This window comes from Thermogemmatispora argillosa (genome assembly GCF_059696725.1).
The window spans coordinates 3,962,582-3,978,664 of sequence record NZ_AP019377.1 but is presented as its reverse complement, the minus strand read 5'-3'; the positions used below and the strand labels follow the sequence as shown (position 1 = coordinate 3,978,664).

At 60.1% G+C, this 16,083-nt stretch carries 9 protein-coding genes; 8 read left to right on the top strand and 1 reads right to left on the bottom strand.

From position 1 onward, the window contains the following. The first annotated feature begins 71 nt into the window (after nt 1-71). The 4 genes from AC6H1L_RS15480 to metH all read left to right on the top strand — a co-directional run bounded on the left by AC6H1L_RS15480 (nt 72) and on the right by metH (nt 8,126). Nucleotides 72-512 (top strand): YbjQ family protein, encoded by a 441-nt coding sequence (locus tag AC6H1L_RS15480; protein WP_497598385.1) that lies wholly within the window; start codon nt 72-74, stop codon nt 510-512. 247 nt (nt 513-759) lie between these two features. After that, nucleotides 760-1,968 (top strand): aminotransferase class V-fold PLP-dependent enzyme, encoded by a 1,209-nt coding sequence (locus tag AC6H1L_RS15475; RefSeq protein ID WP_497598384.1) that lies wholly within the window; start codon nt 760-762, stop codon nt 1,966-1,968. A 237-nt stretch (nt 1,969-2,205) separates the two neighbouring features. After that, nucleotides 2,206-4,110 (top strand): protein kinase domain-containing protein, encoded by a 1,905-nt coding sequence (locus AC6H1L_RS15470; RefSeq protein WP_497598383.1) that lies wholly within the window; start codon nt 2,206-2,208, stop codon nt 4,108-4,110. Between the two features lie 422 nt (nt 4,111-4,532). After that, nucleotides 4,533-8,126, top strand: coding sequence for a methionine synthase (metH, locus tag AC6H1L_RS15465; protein WP_497598382.1), 3,594 nt, complete (start codon nt 4,533-4,535; stop codon nt 8,124-8,126). Nucleotides 8,127-8,409: 283 nt separating this feature from the next. Here the strand turns inward: metH and AC6H1L_RS15460 are convergent, their stop codons facing one another. Then, the gene (locus tag AC6H1L_RS15460) at nt 8,410-8,598 is read right to left on the bottom strand and encodes a hypothetical protein (RefSeq protein WP_497598381.1); all 189 of its coding nucleotides are present in this window, start codon (nt 8,596-8,598) and stop codon (nt 8,410-8,412) included. A gap of 741 nt (nt 8,599-9,339) precedes the next feature. On the opposite strand from AC6H1L_RS15460, the gene cysS reads away from it, so the two are divergent. The 4 genes from cysS to AC6H1L_RS15440 all read left to right on the top strand — a co-directional run bounded on the left by cysS (nt 9,340) and on the right by AC6H1L_RS15440 (nt 15,972). Beyond that, on the top strand, nt 9,340-10,770 hold the full coding sequence (gene cysS, locus AC6H1L_RS15455) for a cysteine--tRNA ligase (RefSeq protein WP_497598380.1): 1,431 nt from the start codon (nt 9,340-9,342) through the stop codon (nt 10,768-10,770). A 487-nt stretch (nt 10,771-11,257) separates the two neighbouring features. Continuing rightward, nucleotides 11,258-13,705: a penicillin acylase family protein gene (locus tag AC6H1L_RS15450; protein ID WP_497598379.1), complete on the top strand. Its 2,448-nt coding sequence runs from the start codon at nt 11,258-11,260 to the stop codon at nt 13,703-13,705. Between the two features lie 290 nt (nt 13,706-13,995). Further along, nucleotides 13,996-14,775, top strand: a complete 780-nt coding sequence (locus AC6H1L_RS15445) for a Clp protease N-terminal domain-containing protein (RefSeq protein WP_497598378.1) — start codon at nt 13,996-13,998, stop codon at nt 14,773-14,775. A gap of 306 nt (nt 14,776-15,081) precedes the next feature. Next, nucleotides 15,082-15,972 carry a DNA adenine methylase gene (locus AC6H1L_RS15440; protein WP_497598377.1) on the top strand — a complete coding sequence of 297 codons (891 nt, stop codon included), beginning with the start codon at nt 15,082-15,084 and terminating at the stop codon, nt 15,970-15,972. Nucleotides 15,973-16,083 lie beyond the last annotated feature (111 nt).

Here is a 16,083-nt window from a genome sequence, read left to right as displayed (position 1 = left end):
CTCAAGGCGCAGCGGCAGCAAGCAAGACTACAAGCAGCAGCCTGATAAGACCATAGCGAAAGAGAGGTCCCATGAGCGAACCACGAACAGCGATGGATGTCCGACCGGGCTATCGGGGTCGGGCTTTTACCTCCGATCTTTCCGGCCAGGAGTTCTGGCTTGTCGTTGACAAAGGTTTTCAGCCCCTGGGTCTGGTGATGGGCAACTGCATTTATTCGATGGGGGCGATCCGCAACTGGCTGGCGGGTATTAAGTCCCATTTCCAGGGCGAGCTAAGGGAGTATACGCAGTTGATGTATCAGGCCCGAGAGCTGGCCTTGAGCCGTATGCAGTTTGAGGCTGATCAGCTTGGCGCTGATGGGGTGATCGGCGTTGATATCCAGGTTCAGTATCTGCATAACGGCGAGTGGATGGAAGTGACGGCCATCGGTACGGCTGTACGCTGGGTCGGCAGTGGTCCTAATATGCCGCCCACCGGTCAGGGCCGCGTTGTTATCCCTGTTGGGGAATGAGGCAGCCTGTCAAGCTGATGCGGTTGGCCCTGACAGGAGAATCTTCAACTGGCCCTTCTGCCCTTTGATCTGGCCGGCTGGCCTTCTTCCTGGTTCCTGGGTGGCGCAGGCAGGCTATCGCTGAGAGCAACTGCTCTGTCCTGCTGCCCGGGACCAGGAACAGGCTGGGCGGTTTGCAGGCGAGACCTTCGCCGGCAGCTCTTGCTGAGATCTGCAGCTGTGAGTAGATGCAAAAGGAGCCGGAACAGTGGAAAGGCTTGGTCGCGCTTTCGATCTGGCCCAGGCGCGCGCGGAGACGCCGGGTTGCGGCGAGGTGCTTCATTTCAATAATGCTGGCGCTGCTCTGATGCCTCAGCCCGTGCTGGAGGCTGTCAGTGCTCATCTGCAGCGCGAGGCACGCCACGGCGGCTATGAAGCCGCTGAGGAAATGCAAGAGGCCCTTGCTCACGTTTATGAGGCGGTGGCTGCCCTGCTCGGTTGCCAGCCGAGTGAAGTAGCGCTGGTGGAGAATGCTACCCGCGCCTGGGATATGGCTTTCTACGCTATTCCCTTCTCACCAGGTGATCGCATTTTGACCGGTATGGCCGAATACGCCAGTAACTATCTGGCCTTTCTGCAGATGGCACGCCGTTTCGGGGTCCGTGTTGAGGTGATTCCCGATGATGAGTACGGGCAGATCTCCTTGAGCGCTCTGCGCAACGCTCTTGATGAGCGGGCTCGGGTCATTGCGTTGACCCATGTGCCGACCAATAATGGCCTGGTTAACCCCGCCGCGGAGGTCGGTCGCATCGCGCGCGAGGCTGGCGTACTGTATCTGCTGGATGCGACGCAGTCGGTCGGTCAGGTACCGCTGGATGTGCGTGCGCTCGGCTGCGACATTCTGGCTGGCACCGGGCGCAAGTACTTGCGTGGTCCGCGTGGCACGGGCTTTCTGTATGTGCGCCGCGAGGTATTGGAGCAGTTGGAGCCGCCGCTGATCGATCTGCACGCTGCCAGGTGGACGGCTCCTGATCAGTATGTGCTGCGCCCAGATGCGCGCCGCTTTGAGTGCTGGGAGGCCAGTATGGCGAATCGTCTGGGTCTGGGGGCGGCTATTGATTATTTGTTGCAATGGGATCAGCAGCGGCTCTGGCGCCGTATCCGCGATCTCGCTTATCTGTTGCGTACGCGCCTCACGCCCCTGCCAGGGGTGATCGTCCATGATCGGGGTGTGGTCCAGAGTGGGATTGTGACCTTTACGGTGGAAGGCTGGGAGGCTGAGATGATCCGCCAGGCTCTGCGCCACCAGCGTATCAATGTGGCGGTGGTCTCTCAGCAGGCAGCTCTGCTGGATATGCAGGCACATGGCCTTCAGGCGCTCGTGCGCGCTTCGGTTCACTACTATAATTCCGAGGAGGAGGTCGAGCGCTTCGCCCGGACGCTGGAGCAGTTGCTGTCTGCTAGCCCACAGCGCTGACTACCTCGTTCTTCTTCGTGTATGACAGCACCAGGCTACTTTTTTGATGCCCCCGTTTGCGTCTGGCATTATTGAACAAGGAAGCGCAAAAAGCATCAACATATACCATTTTGACTAGCAGCTTGACATGTATCTCCTCCATTCTCTACAATCCTCCAACAAGGGTACTCGCGAGGTAGAAGGAGAAGACCAGCGATTGCATGCAGAGCAGGAACCTTGCGAGGGGAGAAATGCGCTATGGTCAGTCGAATCGATCAGCGGCTTGGAGGGTATCGGCTGGTACGGCTACTGGGTCAGGGCCATATGACGCGCGTTTATCTGGGGGAGCATGTGCGTACGGGGGCCCAGGCGGCGCTAAAGGTGGTTGAGGCTCAGCTCTCCAGTCAGGAACTGGCTGAGCTGCTGATCCGCGCGCAGGTTTTAACACGGCTGGAGCACCCGCACATCGTGCGTGTCTTCGATTTCGGGGCCGAGGACGGGCAGCCGTTCATCGTGATGGCCTACGCTCCTCATGGGACCTTGCGCGAACGGCATCCACGCGGGACCCCTTTGCCTCTTTCAACGGTGGTCTCGTATGTGCGTCAGGTGGCTTCGGCTTTGCAATATATCCATGCTTATAAGCTCATCCATCGCGATATTAAGCCGCACAATATGCTGTTGGGGCCAGACAATCAGGTCTGGCTGAGCGATTTTGATATTGCCACAGTGGCGCGCAGCGCGGGCTATCGCCGCGAGAAGCCCCAGGGCTTTGAGGGGACGGTCCCTTATGCAGCGCCGGAGCAGCTACGCGGGCGCCCTCGATTGGCCAGCGATCAGTATGCTCTGGCGGTGGTGGTCTATGAGTGGCTGACGGGCGATTGGCCTTTCCAGGGCACGACCCAGGAGATCGCTTTGCAGCATCAGATTGCGCCTCCGCCCCCGCTGCGCGAGCGGGCCCCGGGGCTCCCGCCGGCGGTGGAACAGGTGGTTTTGCGCGCCCTGGCCAAGGACCCTAATGAGCGCTTCCCTTCGGTGGAGGAGTTCGCTCGCGAGTTGGAGCGTGCCAGTCGTCAGGAGCGCCTCCCGCTCTCTCCTCTGCCTCGCTCACAGTTTAAGTCGCCGCTACCGTTTGTGGCCTCTCCTCAGTCAGCAGCACTCATCGCTGAGCCGCCGCCGTTGCTCAGCGTGACTCAGCCTCGCCTGGTCTACCGCGGTCACAGCGCTCGCGTGGCCTCTCTGGCCTGGGCCAGTCATGGGCGCTATCTGGCTTCCAGCAGTCAGGATGAGAGTGTTCAGATTTGGGACAGCCGCAGCGGGGAGACTTTGCTTGTTCAGCGGGGCCTCTCTCTGGAAGCGCCTGTGATCGCCTGGTCGCCCGATGGGCGCTATCTGGCTATGACCGATGGCCTGCTGTCGGAGGTGGTACAGGTGCTGGCTGTCCTACCCCACGATGGTCACGTAGCTCGTCTTCAGTCGCCAGCCGGCGCGCGCTACGAGGGCCTCAGTGAGCGTATTCTGGCCCTGGCCTGGTCTCCCGATGGGAAGTATTTGGCCGCCGCTGGTGAGGAGCGCGTGGTCCTGGTCTGGGAGGTGGCTACTCGCCGCGTGGTCTGCACCTATCGCGGTCACCACGGCAGCATCGCCGCTCTGGCCTGGTCTCCCGATAGTCGCCAGCTCGCTTCCGGCGGGGAGGATCGCACGGTACATGTCTGGGAGCCGACCACCAGCACGGGGAGCAATATTCGCATTTATTATGGACACCATGATAAGGTGAATGCGGTGGCCTGGTCGCCTGATGGCCGCCTGGTGGCCTCCGCCAGCGATGATCAAGCGGTGCATGTCTGGGAGGCCCGTGATCCGCGGGGTCTCGATGGCGGACGCGAGCCGCTCTGCTATTATGGCCATAGTGGCGGTGTGACCTGCGTCGCCTGGTCACAGGATGGTCAGTTGATCGCCTCGGGCGGCGTCGATGAGCAGGTGCATGTATGGCAAGCTAGCAGGGCAGCCGCTCCTTCTGCGCCGCTTGTGAGCTATCGCGGGCATAGCGACTGGATCAGCGCCTTGGCCTGGTCTCCCACCGGCGAGGCTATCGCTTCTGGGTCGTGGGATGGTACTGTGCAGATTTGGGAGCCTTTCGCCAGCAAGGGCGCTGCTTCGGAGTGAGTCCTCCCTCTCGCCTGGTCGCCTTGCTTCTTTTGCTCTTCTCCTCCTACCTGTGTGTGCCGGGCCCTGTCCGCTGGTCGCTCGCTCCTGCGCCTGGCTTTGCTCCTTAATTGGGTGGGCGTCAATCTCAGCTGCTAGCGACGAAACATGCTATAATAGAGCAACCCGGTCAGCGTCAGCGATCTGTGGCCTTCCTTCCCTTCGCGTTCCAGAGAGCCTGTCTTGAGCTGACCATAGGCGCCCAAGCCTTTCCGGCCAGCGGGTGCGGGGCTATTTTGCCCCGCTCGCTCTGTCACCTGACCTGGCACAGCACTGACTCCGGCTGCCGCTCACATCTTATGGTTGAGCGCCTCTTATCTCCAGCCCGGAGCAGCAAGGAATACAAAGCAAGCAAGAGCGTAGAGGAGGCAAGCGGTCTGCTTATGAGCCGCTTTCTGGAGGCCCTGGCACAGCGCGTTTTGATTTTCGACGGTGCTATGGGCAGCACGATTCAGACCTATCAGCTGAGCGCAGCCGACTATGGCGGACCAGCCACTGAGGGCTGCAACGAATACCTGGTGCTGACACGACCGGAGGTCATTGAGGAGATCCACGCGGGCTTTCTGGAAGCGGGCTGCGATGTTTTGGAGACTAATTCATTCACGGCCAGTCGTTTGAAGCTCAACGAGTACGGCCTTGGAGAGCGCACCTATGAGATTAACTTGGCCGCCGCGCGTCTGGCCCGTCGGCTGGCCGATCGTTACAGTACACCTGACTGGCCGCGCTTTGTGGCTGGTTCTATTGGCCCCACTGGTATGCTGCCATCCTCCGATGATCCCGTGTTGAGCAATATCACCTATCAGCAACTGGCGGCGGTCTTCCAGGAGCAGGCCGCTGCTTTGTTGGAGGGCGGCGTCGATGTGCTGCTGATCGAGACCAGTCAGGATCTGCTGGAGGTCCGCGCCGCTGTGACAGGCCTGCGGCGCGCAATGGAGCAAACGGGGCGCCAGGTACCGATTCAGGCCCAGGTCTCGCTTGATACGAGCGGACGGATGTTGCTCGGTACGGATATCGCCGCAGTGATGGCTACTCTGGTTGGACTGCGGGTCCAGATTATTGGACTCAACTGCTCCACCGGTCCCGAGCATATGCGCGAGCCGGTGCGCTATCTGGCAGAGCATTGCCCGCTCCCCATTTCAACGATCCCGAACGCCGGTATCCCGCTGAATGTGGGTGGCAAGGCCGTCTATCCGCTCGCTCCCGAGGCGATGGCCGCCGCCCTGCGCGAGTTCATTACCGACTTCGGCGTCAATATTGTGGGAGGTTGCTGCGGTAGCTCTCACGCCCACCTGCGCGCCATTGTGCAAGCTTGCCGCACGGCCCCACGCCGTCCACGCCCTCTGGCCGACAGCGTGCTACAGCGGCGCAGCTTTGCTAGCGTCTCGCTGCCTCTGGTGGCCAGTGGCATGCGCGCCAGCAGCCTGCAGCAGGACCCGCCGCCGCTGCTGATCGGCGAGCGCGTCAACAGCCAGGGGAGCCGCAAGGCCAAGGAGGCCCTGCTCCGGGACGACTATGATGCCTTATTAGCCATCGCCCGTGAACAAGTTGAGGGCGGGGCCCATGCTCTGGATGTCTGTGTGGCACTGACGGAGCGCAGCGATGAGGCCGCCCAGATGGCCCAGACTATCAGGAAGCTCTCCCAGGGTATTGAGGTACCGCTCTTCATCGATTCGACGGAGCCGACGGTCATTCAGGCGGCCCTGGAGGTCTACCCAGGTCGGGCCGTGATCAATTCGATCAACATGGAGAATGGGCGCGAGCGTATTGAGCGCGTTCTGCCTCTAGCCCGCGAACACGGGGCGGCAGTGGTGGCGTTGACGATCGATGAGGTCGGCATGGCCAGAAGCGCCGAGCGCAAGCTAGAGGTGGCGCGCCGCATCTACGAGATCTGCGTGAACGAGTATGGCCTGTCTCCCGAGGCGCTGCTCTTCGATCCGTTGACGTTCCCCATCACCACCGGCCAGGAGGACTTACGCACAGCGGCGATCGAGACGCTGGAGGCGCTGCGTCGGATTAAGGCCGAGCTGCCCGGCGCCTTGACGCTGCTGGGGGTGAGCAATGTCTCCTTTGGCCTCAAGTCGCAAGCGCGCGCCGTGCTCAATAGCGTTTTTCTCTATCACGCGGTCCGCGCCGGTCTGGATGCCGCCATTGTGAACCCCGCTCATATCAAGCCGTATGCAGAGATCCCCGAGGAGCAGCGACGCCTGGCCGAAGATCTGATCTATAACCGCCCCGAGGCGCTGCCGCGCTATATCGCTTATTTTGAGGAGCATGGCTCAGTCGAGACAGCCGGGGAAACGCGCGCCGACCCGACCGAGGGCCTCAGCACCGATGAGCGTATCCGCTGGCAGATCTTGCACCGGCGCAAAGAGGGCATCGAGGAGCTGATCACCCAGGCTATCCACGAGCGTTGCACTGCCGGTATAACAGCCAGTGAGGCCGCTATCCAGGTTCTCAATGGCGTGCTCTTGCCCGCGATGAAAGAGGTCGGCGACCGCTTTGGGGCCGGTGAGTTGATCTTGCCTTTTGTGCTGCAGTCCGCCGAGGTCATGAAACGGGCCGTGGCCCATCTCGAAGGCTATCTTGAGCGCAAGGAGGGCTATACCAAGGGGCGGGTCGTGCTGGCGACCGTCTTCGGCGATGTGCACGATATCGGCAAAAACCTGGTCAATACGATCCTGAGCAATAACGGCTACACCGTCTATGACCTGGGCAAACAGGTCCCGCTGAATACGATTCTCGCCAAAGCCGTCGAGGTTAACGCCGATGCCATTGGTCTTTCGGCTCTGCTGGTCAGTACTTCGAAGCAGATGCCGCTCTGCGTCCAGGAATTGCACCGTCGTGGTCTGTCCTACCCGGTGATCGTGGGCGGCGCCGCCATCAATCGCGCCTATGGCCGCCGCATTCTCTTTGTTGAGGAGCGGGATGGCTCCGCCAAAGATCAGGTGCGCCTGGTTCCTTACGAGCCAGGGGTTTTTTATGCGCGCGATGCCTTCGAGGGGTTGGAGATCATGGACCGCTTGACCGGAGACCCGCAGGAGCGGGCTGCCTTCGTGGAGCGCATCAAGCAGGAAGCCCTGCGTGAGCTACAAAGGCAGCAGCAGCAACAGGCTACACCCAGCGAGGGAGCTGCCACCGCGGATGAGCAACCGTCGGCCAGCATCCAGCCGGCTCCTTCGATCCCGAGGCCACCTTTCTGGGGACCGCGCCTGCTAGACCGCCTCGGCCTGGAGGATATCGCAGCCTGTCTGGATGAGAATACGCTCTTTCGGCTGCATTGGGGTGGCAAGGCGCATGGTGAAGACTTCGCGCGCCTGGTAGCGGAGGAATTCCGCCCGCGTTTGGAGCGCATGCTCCGTGAGGCGAGGCAGCAGCGCTATTTGCAGCCGCGCGCTATCTATGGCTACTACCCCTGCCAGTCTCAGGGCAATAGCCTGATCATCTATGATCCGCAGCCGTTCATAGAGGGCCGCCAGACGCTGCGCGAGTTAGCGCGCTTTCGCTTTCCTCGCCAACGCCAACGCGAGCGGCTTTGTCTGGCTGACTACTTCGCCTCGACAGCCAGCGGCTCGGTCGATGTCGTGGCGTTGCAAGTGGTGACGATGGGACCTGGCCCATCAGAGCGCGTTCAGCAATTGCAGCAGGAGGGCCGTTATTCAGAAGCCTATTTTCTCCACGGCCTGTCAGTACAGCTCACAGAGGCGCTGGCCGAGTATACCAATCAACATATTCGGCGCGAGTTGGGGTTAGCAGAGCAGGAAGGGCGCGGGCGACGCTATAGCTGGGGCTACCCGGCCATCCCTGATCTGGAGGACCATCGGACGCTGTTCGCTCTGTTGCCCGTCGAGAGCAGTATCGGCGTCGAGTTGACCCCCGGCTATCAGTTGGTACCAGAGCAGTCGACAGCGGCCATCGTAGTCCATCACCCCCAGGCTGTCTACTTCGCGGTGCGCGAAGCCCCAGCCGCTGGAGCCTAGAGAGACGAAGAGCGCGTCGGCCCTTTAGGCTCACCCGGCTTAGAAAGGCCACGACCGCCACGGCCCCGACTGGCTGTGGCCGCCTCGCATTAGCAGCCTTGGCCCGCCAGGCTTGCCGTGGCGGTTGCTTTTGTAAATCTCGCTGTGGTAGGATAGGCAGGGGCAGAGCTCGATGGCGCCGGTACGTTGTGCCTCGCAAGCCGCACTCTTGCGGGCTAACGCTCCTGTATCAGGTGCTGATCTGAACGCTGTTTGATCCCGTTGAGGGGATAGAAGAGGCGAGCTACTGCCCTGTCCCTTGATTGCTGACTTGCGAGTCTCCTTCCTCCTCTTCCTCGGGATCAGTGTCCTCCGGCGAGGTGCCAGGCTTCCAGCGGCCCTCTCCGTCGTTGTCGTCATCGTAGGGACCTGGCCCATCGTATGGGAAAAGTCGCCAGGTGCGCTGCTCAGATGGCGAGCATCCGTAGACCATGTCTGTAACTCCTTTCCTGTTTAAAGCAACTACTTTCAAGCTGACATCGATTTCGAGATTATAAAAATCTCGAAATCTTAGAGAGATCTAAATCCTAGTAGTAGAATCACTATAAGTTTACCGTCACCGCCGGGCTTATCCTGGTACGGATACCCAGGTTGAACATAGGAAAGCAGGGCGGGAGGTCGCTGCCCTGGGGACTGGCCCGCGGGCAGGGTCGTCAGCTTTGACCAAAGGGGACCGGCGCTATCAGCTCTGTCCCTGCGGTTGCCTTCCACCTTGTAGACGTCGCAGGGGGGGCAAACCGAAAAAAATGGTGGGCGATGATCGCTGATAAACAAAAACTCTGCAAATTCTGTCTGGGGCTATACCAGTGCCTGAGAGTGTGCTATACTAGCGAAGACGGACCGACCTTAACCGTCATCTATCGGTGGTTTCCTCCCGACAGAAGCATAGAGCGGCCTCCAGGCATGCGCTCGCCCCGGCAACCTGGCGATAAGCGTGAGCGCAGATGAGACGAGGCGCAACGAGAAGAGAGACATGGGGCAGAGAAATCAGAGGACTGAAGGTGCTATGGGCATGATGGCGGCTATACCACGAGCTGCAACACACTTCTGTACCCACGCTGTTTCTGGCCGCAACACGCGCAACTAGCGTACTGCTTGCCTGCATTCTTTTCCCTCGGCTCCACTTTGGGTACAGTCTTGTGAGCATTTCTGCACATTAGGAGAGAACAGCGCAATGAGCAGCATATCGGCCAGGCCGATTGTGCTTTACAATACACTCGGTCGAGAGAAACAGCGTTTTGAGCCTCTTCACCCGCCAAAGGTGGGCATCTATAGCTGCGGACCCACTGTCTATCGTGATATCCACATCGGTAACTTTCGCACCTTTCTCATGACCGACTGGCTACGCCGCATGCTCGAATACAACGGCTATGAAGTGCTGCTGGTGCGCAACATCACCGATGTTGGTCACCTGCAGAACGACGTCGAGGAGCGCGGCGAGGATAAAATCGAGCATGAGGCGCGCAGAACGGGCCGTTCAGCCTACGAGATCGCAGCCTACTACACGCGCCGCTATGAGGAGGATGCCGCCGAGCTGAACATCCTGCCCCCCCATATCGCGCCCAAGGCGACCGATCACATTCCTGAGATGCAGGAGATGATCGCCAGGCTTATCGAAAAAGGCCTGGCCTACGTGACCAGTGAGGGCAACGTCTACTACGATGTGAGCCGCTTTCCCGAGTATGGCAGGCTCTCTGGCAATACATTGGAGCAGTTGCGGGCTGGCGGTCACGGGCGCGAACAGATGGAGGTGGCCGAGGATAAGCAGTCTCCCGAGGACTTTGCGCTCTGGAAGCGTGGCAGCCCTAAGCGCCAGATGAACTGGCAAAGTCCCTGGGGCCTCGGCTTCCCCGGCTGGCACATCGAATGCTCGGCGATGTCCGTCAAGTACCTGGGCGAACAGTTCGATATTCACACCGGCGCGGTTGATCTGATCTTCCCTCATCATGAGGACGAGATCGCGCAAAGCCAGGGTGTCAGTGGTAAGCCGCCAGTGCGCTATTGGGTCCACGGCGAGTTTCTGGATTTCGGCAATGCCAAGATGGCCCGTTCAAAAGGCAATGTGGTTCTGCTCTCTACCTTGAAGGAGCGTGGCATTGAGCCGCTGGCGTTGCGCTATCTACTGCTGACCGCTCACTACCGCTCAAAGATCAACTTTACTGATGAGTCGATCGCGGCGGCGCAGAATGGGCTGAATAATCTGCGCGAGGCCCTGGCGGAGTTGCCCGCTGATGGCGTGGGCGCAACGGGCCCCTGGTCCGATGAGGCTCAGCGCCTGCGAGAGGCTTTCCACGAGGCGATTAACGATAATCTGGAGCTGCCTACGGCCCTGAATCTGACTCACCGCGCACTGCACAATCAGCGTATTCCTCCAGCCGAGCGGCGCCGCCTGGTCCTGGACTTTGACCGCGTGCTCGGCCTGCGCCTGGAGACGGTCGCTCCTCGCCAGCCGCGCTCTATTCCTGAAGAAGTACTGGCTCTGGTGCGCGAGCGCGAGGCCGCTCGCGCCGCTCGCGATTGGAAGCGCGCTGATGCGCTACGCGAGCAGATCAAGGCATATGGCTTTGAGGTGCGCGATACGGCTCACGGCACTGAGTTGGTCTAGCTGCCCCTTTCATCAGAAAGGAGAGCTGGCCCGCCAGGCCTGGTGGGTCGCAGTTGGATTGGCTCAGCGGCCCGCCGATCGCGCTTGCTTGCCAGGATTGGCCTTCGGAGCCTGCACTCAACGCTGATCACAACGTATAATATTGCCTGGATGATCCAGGTTGTCTTAGCCAGCTAGTAAGAGCGGGAGGGAGCCAGGACCGCCTGGTATTCTTCCCGCTGTTCTTCTGCCTTTTCTCGCTTGCTTGCTCGTACAGAGGCAGATGAGCAAGCGCCGAAGGCTGAGGTACCAGTCCGTCCGTCTGTCTGTTAGATCCAGCGACTCGCTGATTCGGCATGTGCATGCAGCGTTGTCCAAGTTATAGAGAAAGTGGTGAGGTAAGATAGCCAGCAACTTGTTGCGCATGTGCTGATAGATGATGGGCGGTTCGGCCCATCTGCATGACAGTCAGCGAGTCGTATACACGCACGCAAAGGAGGCGAGAATCATGGCATCCTGGTGGCAAAAGACGCTGATGGCTGCCGCCGGTTTGGCGGGTGCGCTTGGCGGCGCGTATTATTTCCTGCTGCGTCGCCCCATTCCCTCGCCCAAGGGTGTCCGGCGCCTGCCTGGTCTGCATGAGGAAGTCGAGGTCATTACCGACCGCTATGGCGTGCCCCATATCTATGCTCGCAATGAGGATGATCTCTTTTTTGCTCAGGGCTACGTTCACGCACAGCAGCGTCTCTGGCAGATGGATTTCAATCGTCGCCTGGGCGCCGGTCGGCTCTCGGAAATTGTAGGTGAGGTGACGTTAGAGCTTGATCGCTTTTGCCGTCGTCTGGGTTTGCACCGCGCTGCCGCTAAGGATGTGGCGCATCTCTCGGCCCATCACCGCCGGATTCTGGAGGCTTACGCTGCTGGCGTTAATGCCTTTATTGAAACTCATCCGCTCCCCGTTGAGTTCACCCTTTTGCGCTATCGACCTGACCCCTGGCAGCCCGCTGATAGCCTGCTCTGGGCCAAGATGATGGGCTGGAACCTCAGTGGCAACTGGGAGAGCGAGCTGATCCGCGCTCGCATCATTGCCCGCGCCGGGGCCGAGCGGGCGGCCCGCCTGGAGGCAGGTTATGATCCTTCGCATCCGCTGATCATTCCTCCAGGCGCTGAGTATGGTGGTGTCAATCCGGGTTTGTTGGAGCCATACGAGCAGGTGCGCCAGTTGAGCGGCTTCGGTCCGTTGGGAGCAAGCAATAACTGGGTGGTGGATGGCAGTAAGACTGTGACGGGCGCGCCGATCCTCTGTAACGATCCTCATCTGGCTCAGAGCGCCCCTTCGATTTGGTTTGAGTGCCACCTGGTGGCTGGCGATATCGATGTGATTGGGGCCTCGTTCCCGGGAACCCCTGGTATTGTGATCGGCCATAACCGTTATATCGCCTGGGGCCTGACAAATGCGATTTCTGATGTTCAGGACCTCTACATTGAGAAGTTTGATCCGCAGAATCCCCTCCGCTATGAGTTTCAGGGCCGCTGGGAAGAGGCGCAAGTGATCCGTGAGGAGATCCGCGTCAAGGGGCGTAAGGAGCCGGTTGTTGAGGAGGTAGTGATCACTCGTCATGGTCCGGTCTTGACGAACTTGCCGACGGGGAAGGCGCAGGCGGGTCAGGGCGATGGTGCTACGCCCGCGGCGTTACCTCTTGCTCTGCGCTGGACCGGCTTTGAGTCGTGCCGCATTATTGCGGCGGTGGAGAAGCTGAACCGCGCGACGTGCTGGGAGGAGTTTCTAGAGGCGATGCGCGATTGGGATGTGCCGCCGCAGAATGTGGTTTATGCGGACCGTGAGGGCAATATTGGCTACATTATGGCGGGCTTGATTCCTGTTCGCAACCATCGTCAGACGTTGCTGCCTTCACCGGGGTGGACAGGTGAATATGAGTGGACGGGCTTTATCCCCTTCGAGGAGCTGCCGCGCCTCTTTAATCCGCCTGAGCACTTGATTGTGACGGCCAATAACCGTGTGGTGAAGGATGATTATCCCTACTATATTACTCACGAGTGGCTCAACGGCTATCGCGCGCAGCGTATCCGCGATTTGCTTTTGAGCAAGGAGCGGCTATCGCTGGCGGATATGGCGCGCATCCAGTCGGATCAGTATGCGCTGCCGGCTCGCGAGATTGTGCCGCATGTGCTGGAAACGGTGAGTCCGGCGAATGCTTTGGAGGAGACAGCGCTGCAGACGTTGCGCGAGTGGGATTATGTGCTTTCTCCGCAGAGTGCGGGGGCGGCAATTTATGAGACATTCTTGCAGAAGTTGGAGCGCATTGTCTTCGGGGCGGTCATCGGCGATGATGAGCAGTTGCTCTATCAGTATCTGGGCGTCGGCTCAACGCTGCTGGCGATTCTCAATGGCTATGCCAGCCGGAGCAAGCCGCTGCTGATTCGCCTGCTCAGGGAGCGTGATGACCGCTGGTTCGCGGATTCAGCGATCCCCAACGGGCCGCACTCGTGGCATGCGGCGATCTCGGCAGCCTGGTCGGCGACCATCGCTGAGCTGCTGGAGAAGCTAGGGCCGGATGTGTCGCGCTGGCAGTATGGGGCCATTCACCGGTTGACCTATCAGCATCCGCTGGGGAATGTGAAGCCGCTTGATAAGCTGTTCAATCGTGGCCCCTATCCGGCGGGCGGCGATATTGATACGGTCTTTATGGGGGCTGTGCTGCCCAACCAGCCGGAGCAGGTGGTGATTGTGCCTTCGTATCGCCAGATTGTGAATCTGGCTGATCTGAATGCCTCGCTCTCGGGCCATGCACCCGGGCAGTCGGGTCACCCCGGTAGCCGCCACTATGGCGACTTTGTGCGTCCCTGGCTGCGGACGGAACACCATCCAATGCTCTTCGAGCGCCAATCGATCGAGGAGAATATGGAGGGCCGCCTGCTCTTGCAACCACGCTAGTCCGGTTGCTCCCCCGTGAGTCAGACAAGTCGTGGAGCAGCCTTTCAGGACCAGCATGGGCGGGCCCCCATCACTCTTAGAGGGCAGGCGGCAGCCAAATTGCTGTAGCCTGCCCTCTACGCCGGCTTGCCGGTTGCCGCCTCCTGCCTCTGATTGGAAAATCTCCTTGATTTCTTCCTTTCGCTCTCACCAGCTCTCGAATAGTGTTGAATGTTTTAATAGCTATCAATATAATGGGCTTATTCGCTGTCGTTGCAGCCAGCATATAGTGATAGGATGGGCAGCTCCTCATGTCAAACGAGTCACCAGATCAGTCCATATTCCCAGCTTCCCTGAAGCCTGTCCCCGGCACCTTTCAGTGGTGGCTCCTCGGCGTCCGTGGCGACCCCGCCAAGGTGATCCCTCCCCTGGCCGAACCGTGGGAGCGTGAGCTGGGGCTCGGCTTCTCCAGAGAAGCTTTCTTCTGCCTGAGAGCAGCGCTAGAGGCTGCCAGCCAACGGGGTCAGGCCGTGCTCACTCCTTTCCACCTCCTGCTCGGTTTCTGCGAGTCGAAGTCGTGGGATCTCTACCTGTTCCCAGCCGGCCCTTCCAGCGCTCTGATCGCCCCCGCTGTCGACAGCCTGCTGCAGCAGGAAAGCCCTGCCCTGCAGCTGCAGTGGCAGCATGACCCAGCCCTGCAGGAGGCCCTTGCCTCTGCCAGGGAAGAGGCCCACGAGCGTGGCTATCCCATCGTGGGTATCGAGACCTTCCTTGTCCCCGATGTGGCCCTGCAGCGCATTTTCGCTCTCGCCAAAGACGAGGCCCGCCAGCACGGGGCACAGTACGTTACCCCCAACCCCATGCTGCGCGCTTTGCAGCGTATAACCGTCAGCTCCGAAGCCAGGGATAGGGATTTCCAGCCTTGCCAACCGAGCCAGCCACTGGCCAGCGTCGGCCCCCTGCTGCTCGGCCTGCTGCGCGTCGCCGATGAAGGTCTCCTGCTGCCCTCCTTGCAGCAGTTGCTGACCCGCTTCGGCCTCTCCTATGCCGTCGTGCGCTCCTCTCTCTCCGAGGAGACTTTCTCTCTCTAGGGCCACCTGCCACCTTGCTCTGCTCCACAAGGCCAGTCAAGGGGATACAGACAGACCCTGGCTATCTTCGCCCTCTATTCGGACCCAGAGAGAGCAAGGAGTCAGGGTCTCACCAGGCACCGGTTGGATCGCTTGCCAGAAGCTGCGCAGGGACAAGCCTTTCGCTGCAGAGACTCTTGCAAAGGCCAGGCAACTGGTCTATGCTGCCTCATTGACAGTATTCGCCGCCACGGTTTTAGCTGCGCGGGAATCCAAAGCGGCGGATCAGAGGTACTCTTCTATTTCAAGCGCATTGAGGCTGCTGGCATGGAACACGATGGAAAAAGAAGACTGATCGCCTTTGGCTGGTACGGGGGGAAATTTAATCATCTCAATTGGCTCTTACCATTGCTGCCCAAAACCATACACTACTGCGAACCTTTTGGCGGCTCTGCCGCCGTCTTGCTCAACCGCGAACCCTCACCAGTGGAGACCTACAATGACCTCGACAGCGAGGTGGTCAATTTCTTCCGCGTGCTGCGCGAGCAGAAAGAGGCCTTGATCGAAGCCATCGGCCTGACGCCCTTCTCGCGCGAGGAGTTCGAGCGCGCCTGTAGCGAAGCGCCGGAAGGTCTCTCGGATCTGGAACGGGCCCGGCGTTTCTTCATTCGCGCCAGGCAAGTTCGTACCGGGCTGGCGCAGTCCGCCAGCGCCGGACGCTGGGCGCACTGCATCCTGACCAGTCGCGCCGGGATGGCAGGGGCCGTCTCGCGCTGGCTGGGTAGCGTCGAAGGGCTGGCCGAAATCGCTCAGCGTTTACTACGCGTCCAAATCGAACATGCCCCCGCCATCGAGGTGATCCAGCGCTACGACAGCAAGGAAACCCTTTTCTACTGCGATCCTCCCTATCCCCACGATGCTCGCGGGGATGCCAATGCCTATGCTCATGAAATGAGCGACGATGACCATCGCCGTCTGGCAGAGGTACTGCATAGTGTGAAGGGAAAGGTCGCTCTCTCAGGCTATCATTGCGATCTCCTTGACCATCTCTATCGCGACTGGAAATGTATCGAGGCGCCAATAAAGCTCTGCCATTCAAAGAAAACCCCCAGGCAAGAAGTACTGTGGGTGAATTATGACGTCACGGAAGCAACATCATGGAAAGAAACGACACAGCAGGAGAGCAACGAGATCCTTCTTTGCGTCTGGCAGCGGTAGACAGCAGCGGGATCAGCGCAGAGGGGAACTGAGCCAGGCCGGGCTATGGTCACAAGAAGAAAGCCGGCATCCTCGCCTCACAAGCAAGCGATACCGGCTCTCCTTGCTGGT

Bases quoted from the DNA above. Each gene is read 5' to 3' on its own strand.
- AC6H1L_RS15480 (WP_497598385.1), top strand. From the start codon at position 72: ATGAGCGAACCACGAACAGCGATGGATGTCCGACCGGGCTATCGGGGT.
- AC6H1L_RS15470 (WP_497598383.1), top strand. From the start codon at position 2,206: ATGGTCAGTCGAATCGATCAGCGGCTTGGAGGGTATCGGCTGGTACGG.
- metH (WP_497598382.1), top strand. From the start codon at position 4,533: ATGAGCCGCTTTCTGGAGGCCCTGGCACAGCGCGTTTTGATTTTCGAC.
- AC6H1L_RS15460 (WP_497598381.1), bottom strand. From the start codon at position 8,598: ATGGTCTACGGATGCTCGCCATCTGAGCAGCGCACCTGGCGACTTTTC.
- cysS (WP_497598380.1), top strand. From the start codon at position 9,340: ATGAGCAGCATATCGGCCAGGCCGATTGTGCTTTACAATACACTCGGT.
- AC6H1L_RS15450 (WP_497598379.1), top strand. From the start codon at position 11,258: ATGGCATCCTGGTGGCAAAAGACGCTGATGGCTGCCGCCGGTTTGGCG.
- AC6H1L_RS15445 (WP_497598378.1), top strand. From the start codon at position 13,996: ATGTCAAACGAGTCACCAGATCAGTCCATATTCCCAGCTTCCCTGAAG.
- AC6H1L_RS15440 (WP_497598377.1), top strand. From the start codon at position 15,082: ATGGAACACGATGGAAAAAGAAGACTGATCGCCTTTGGCTGGTACGGG.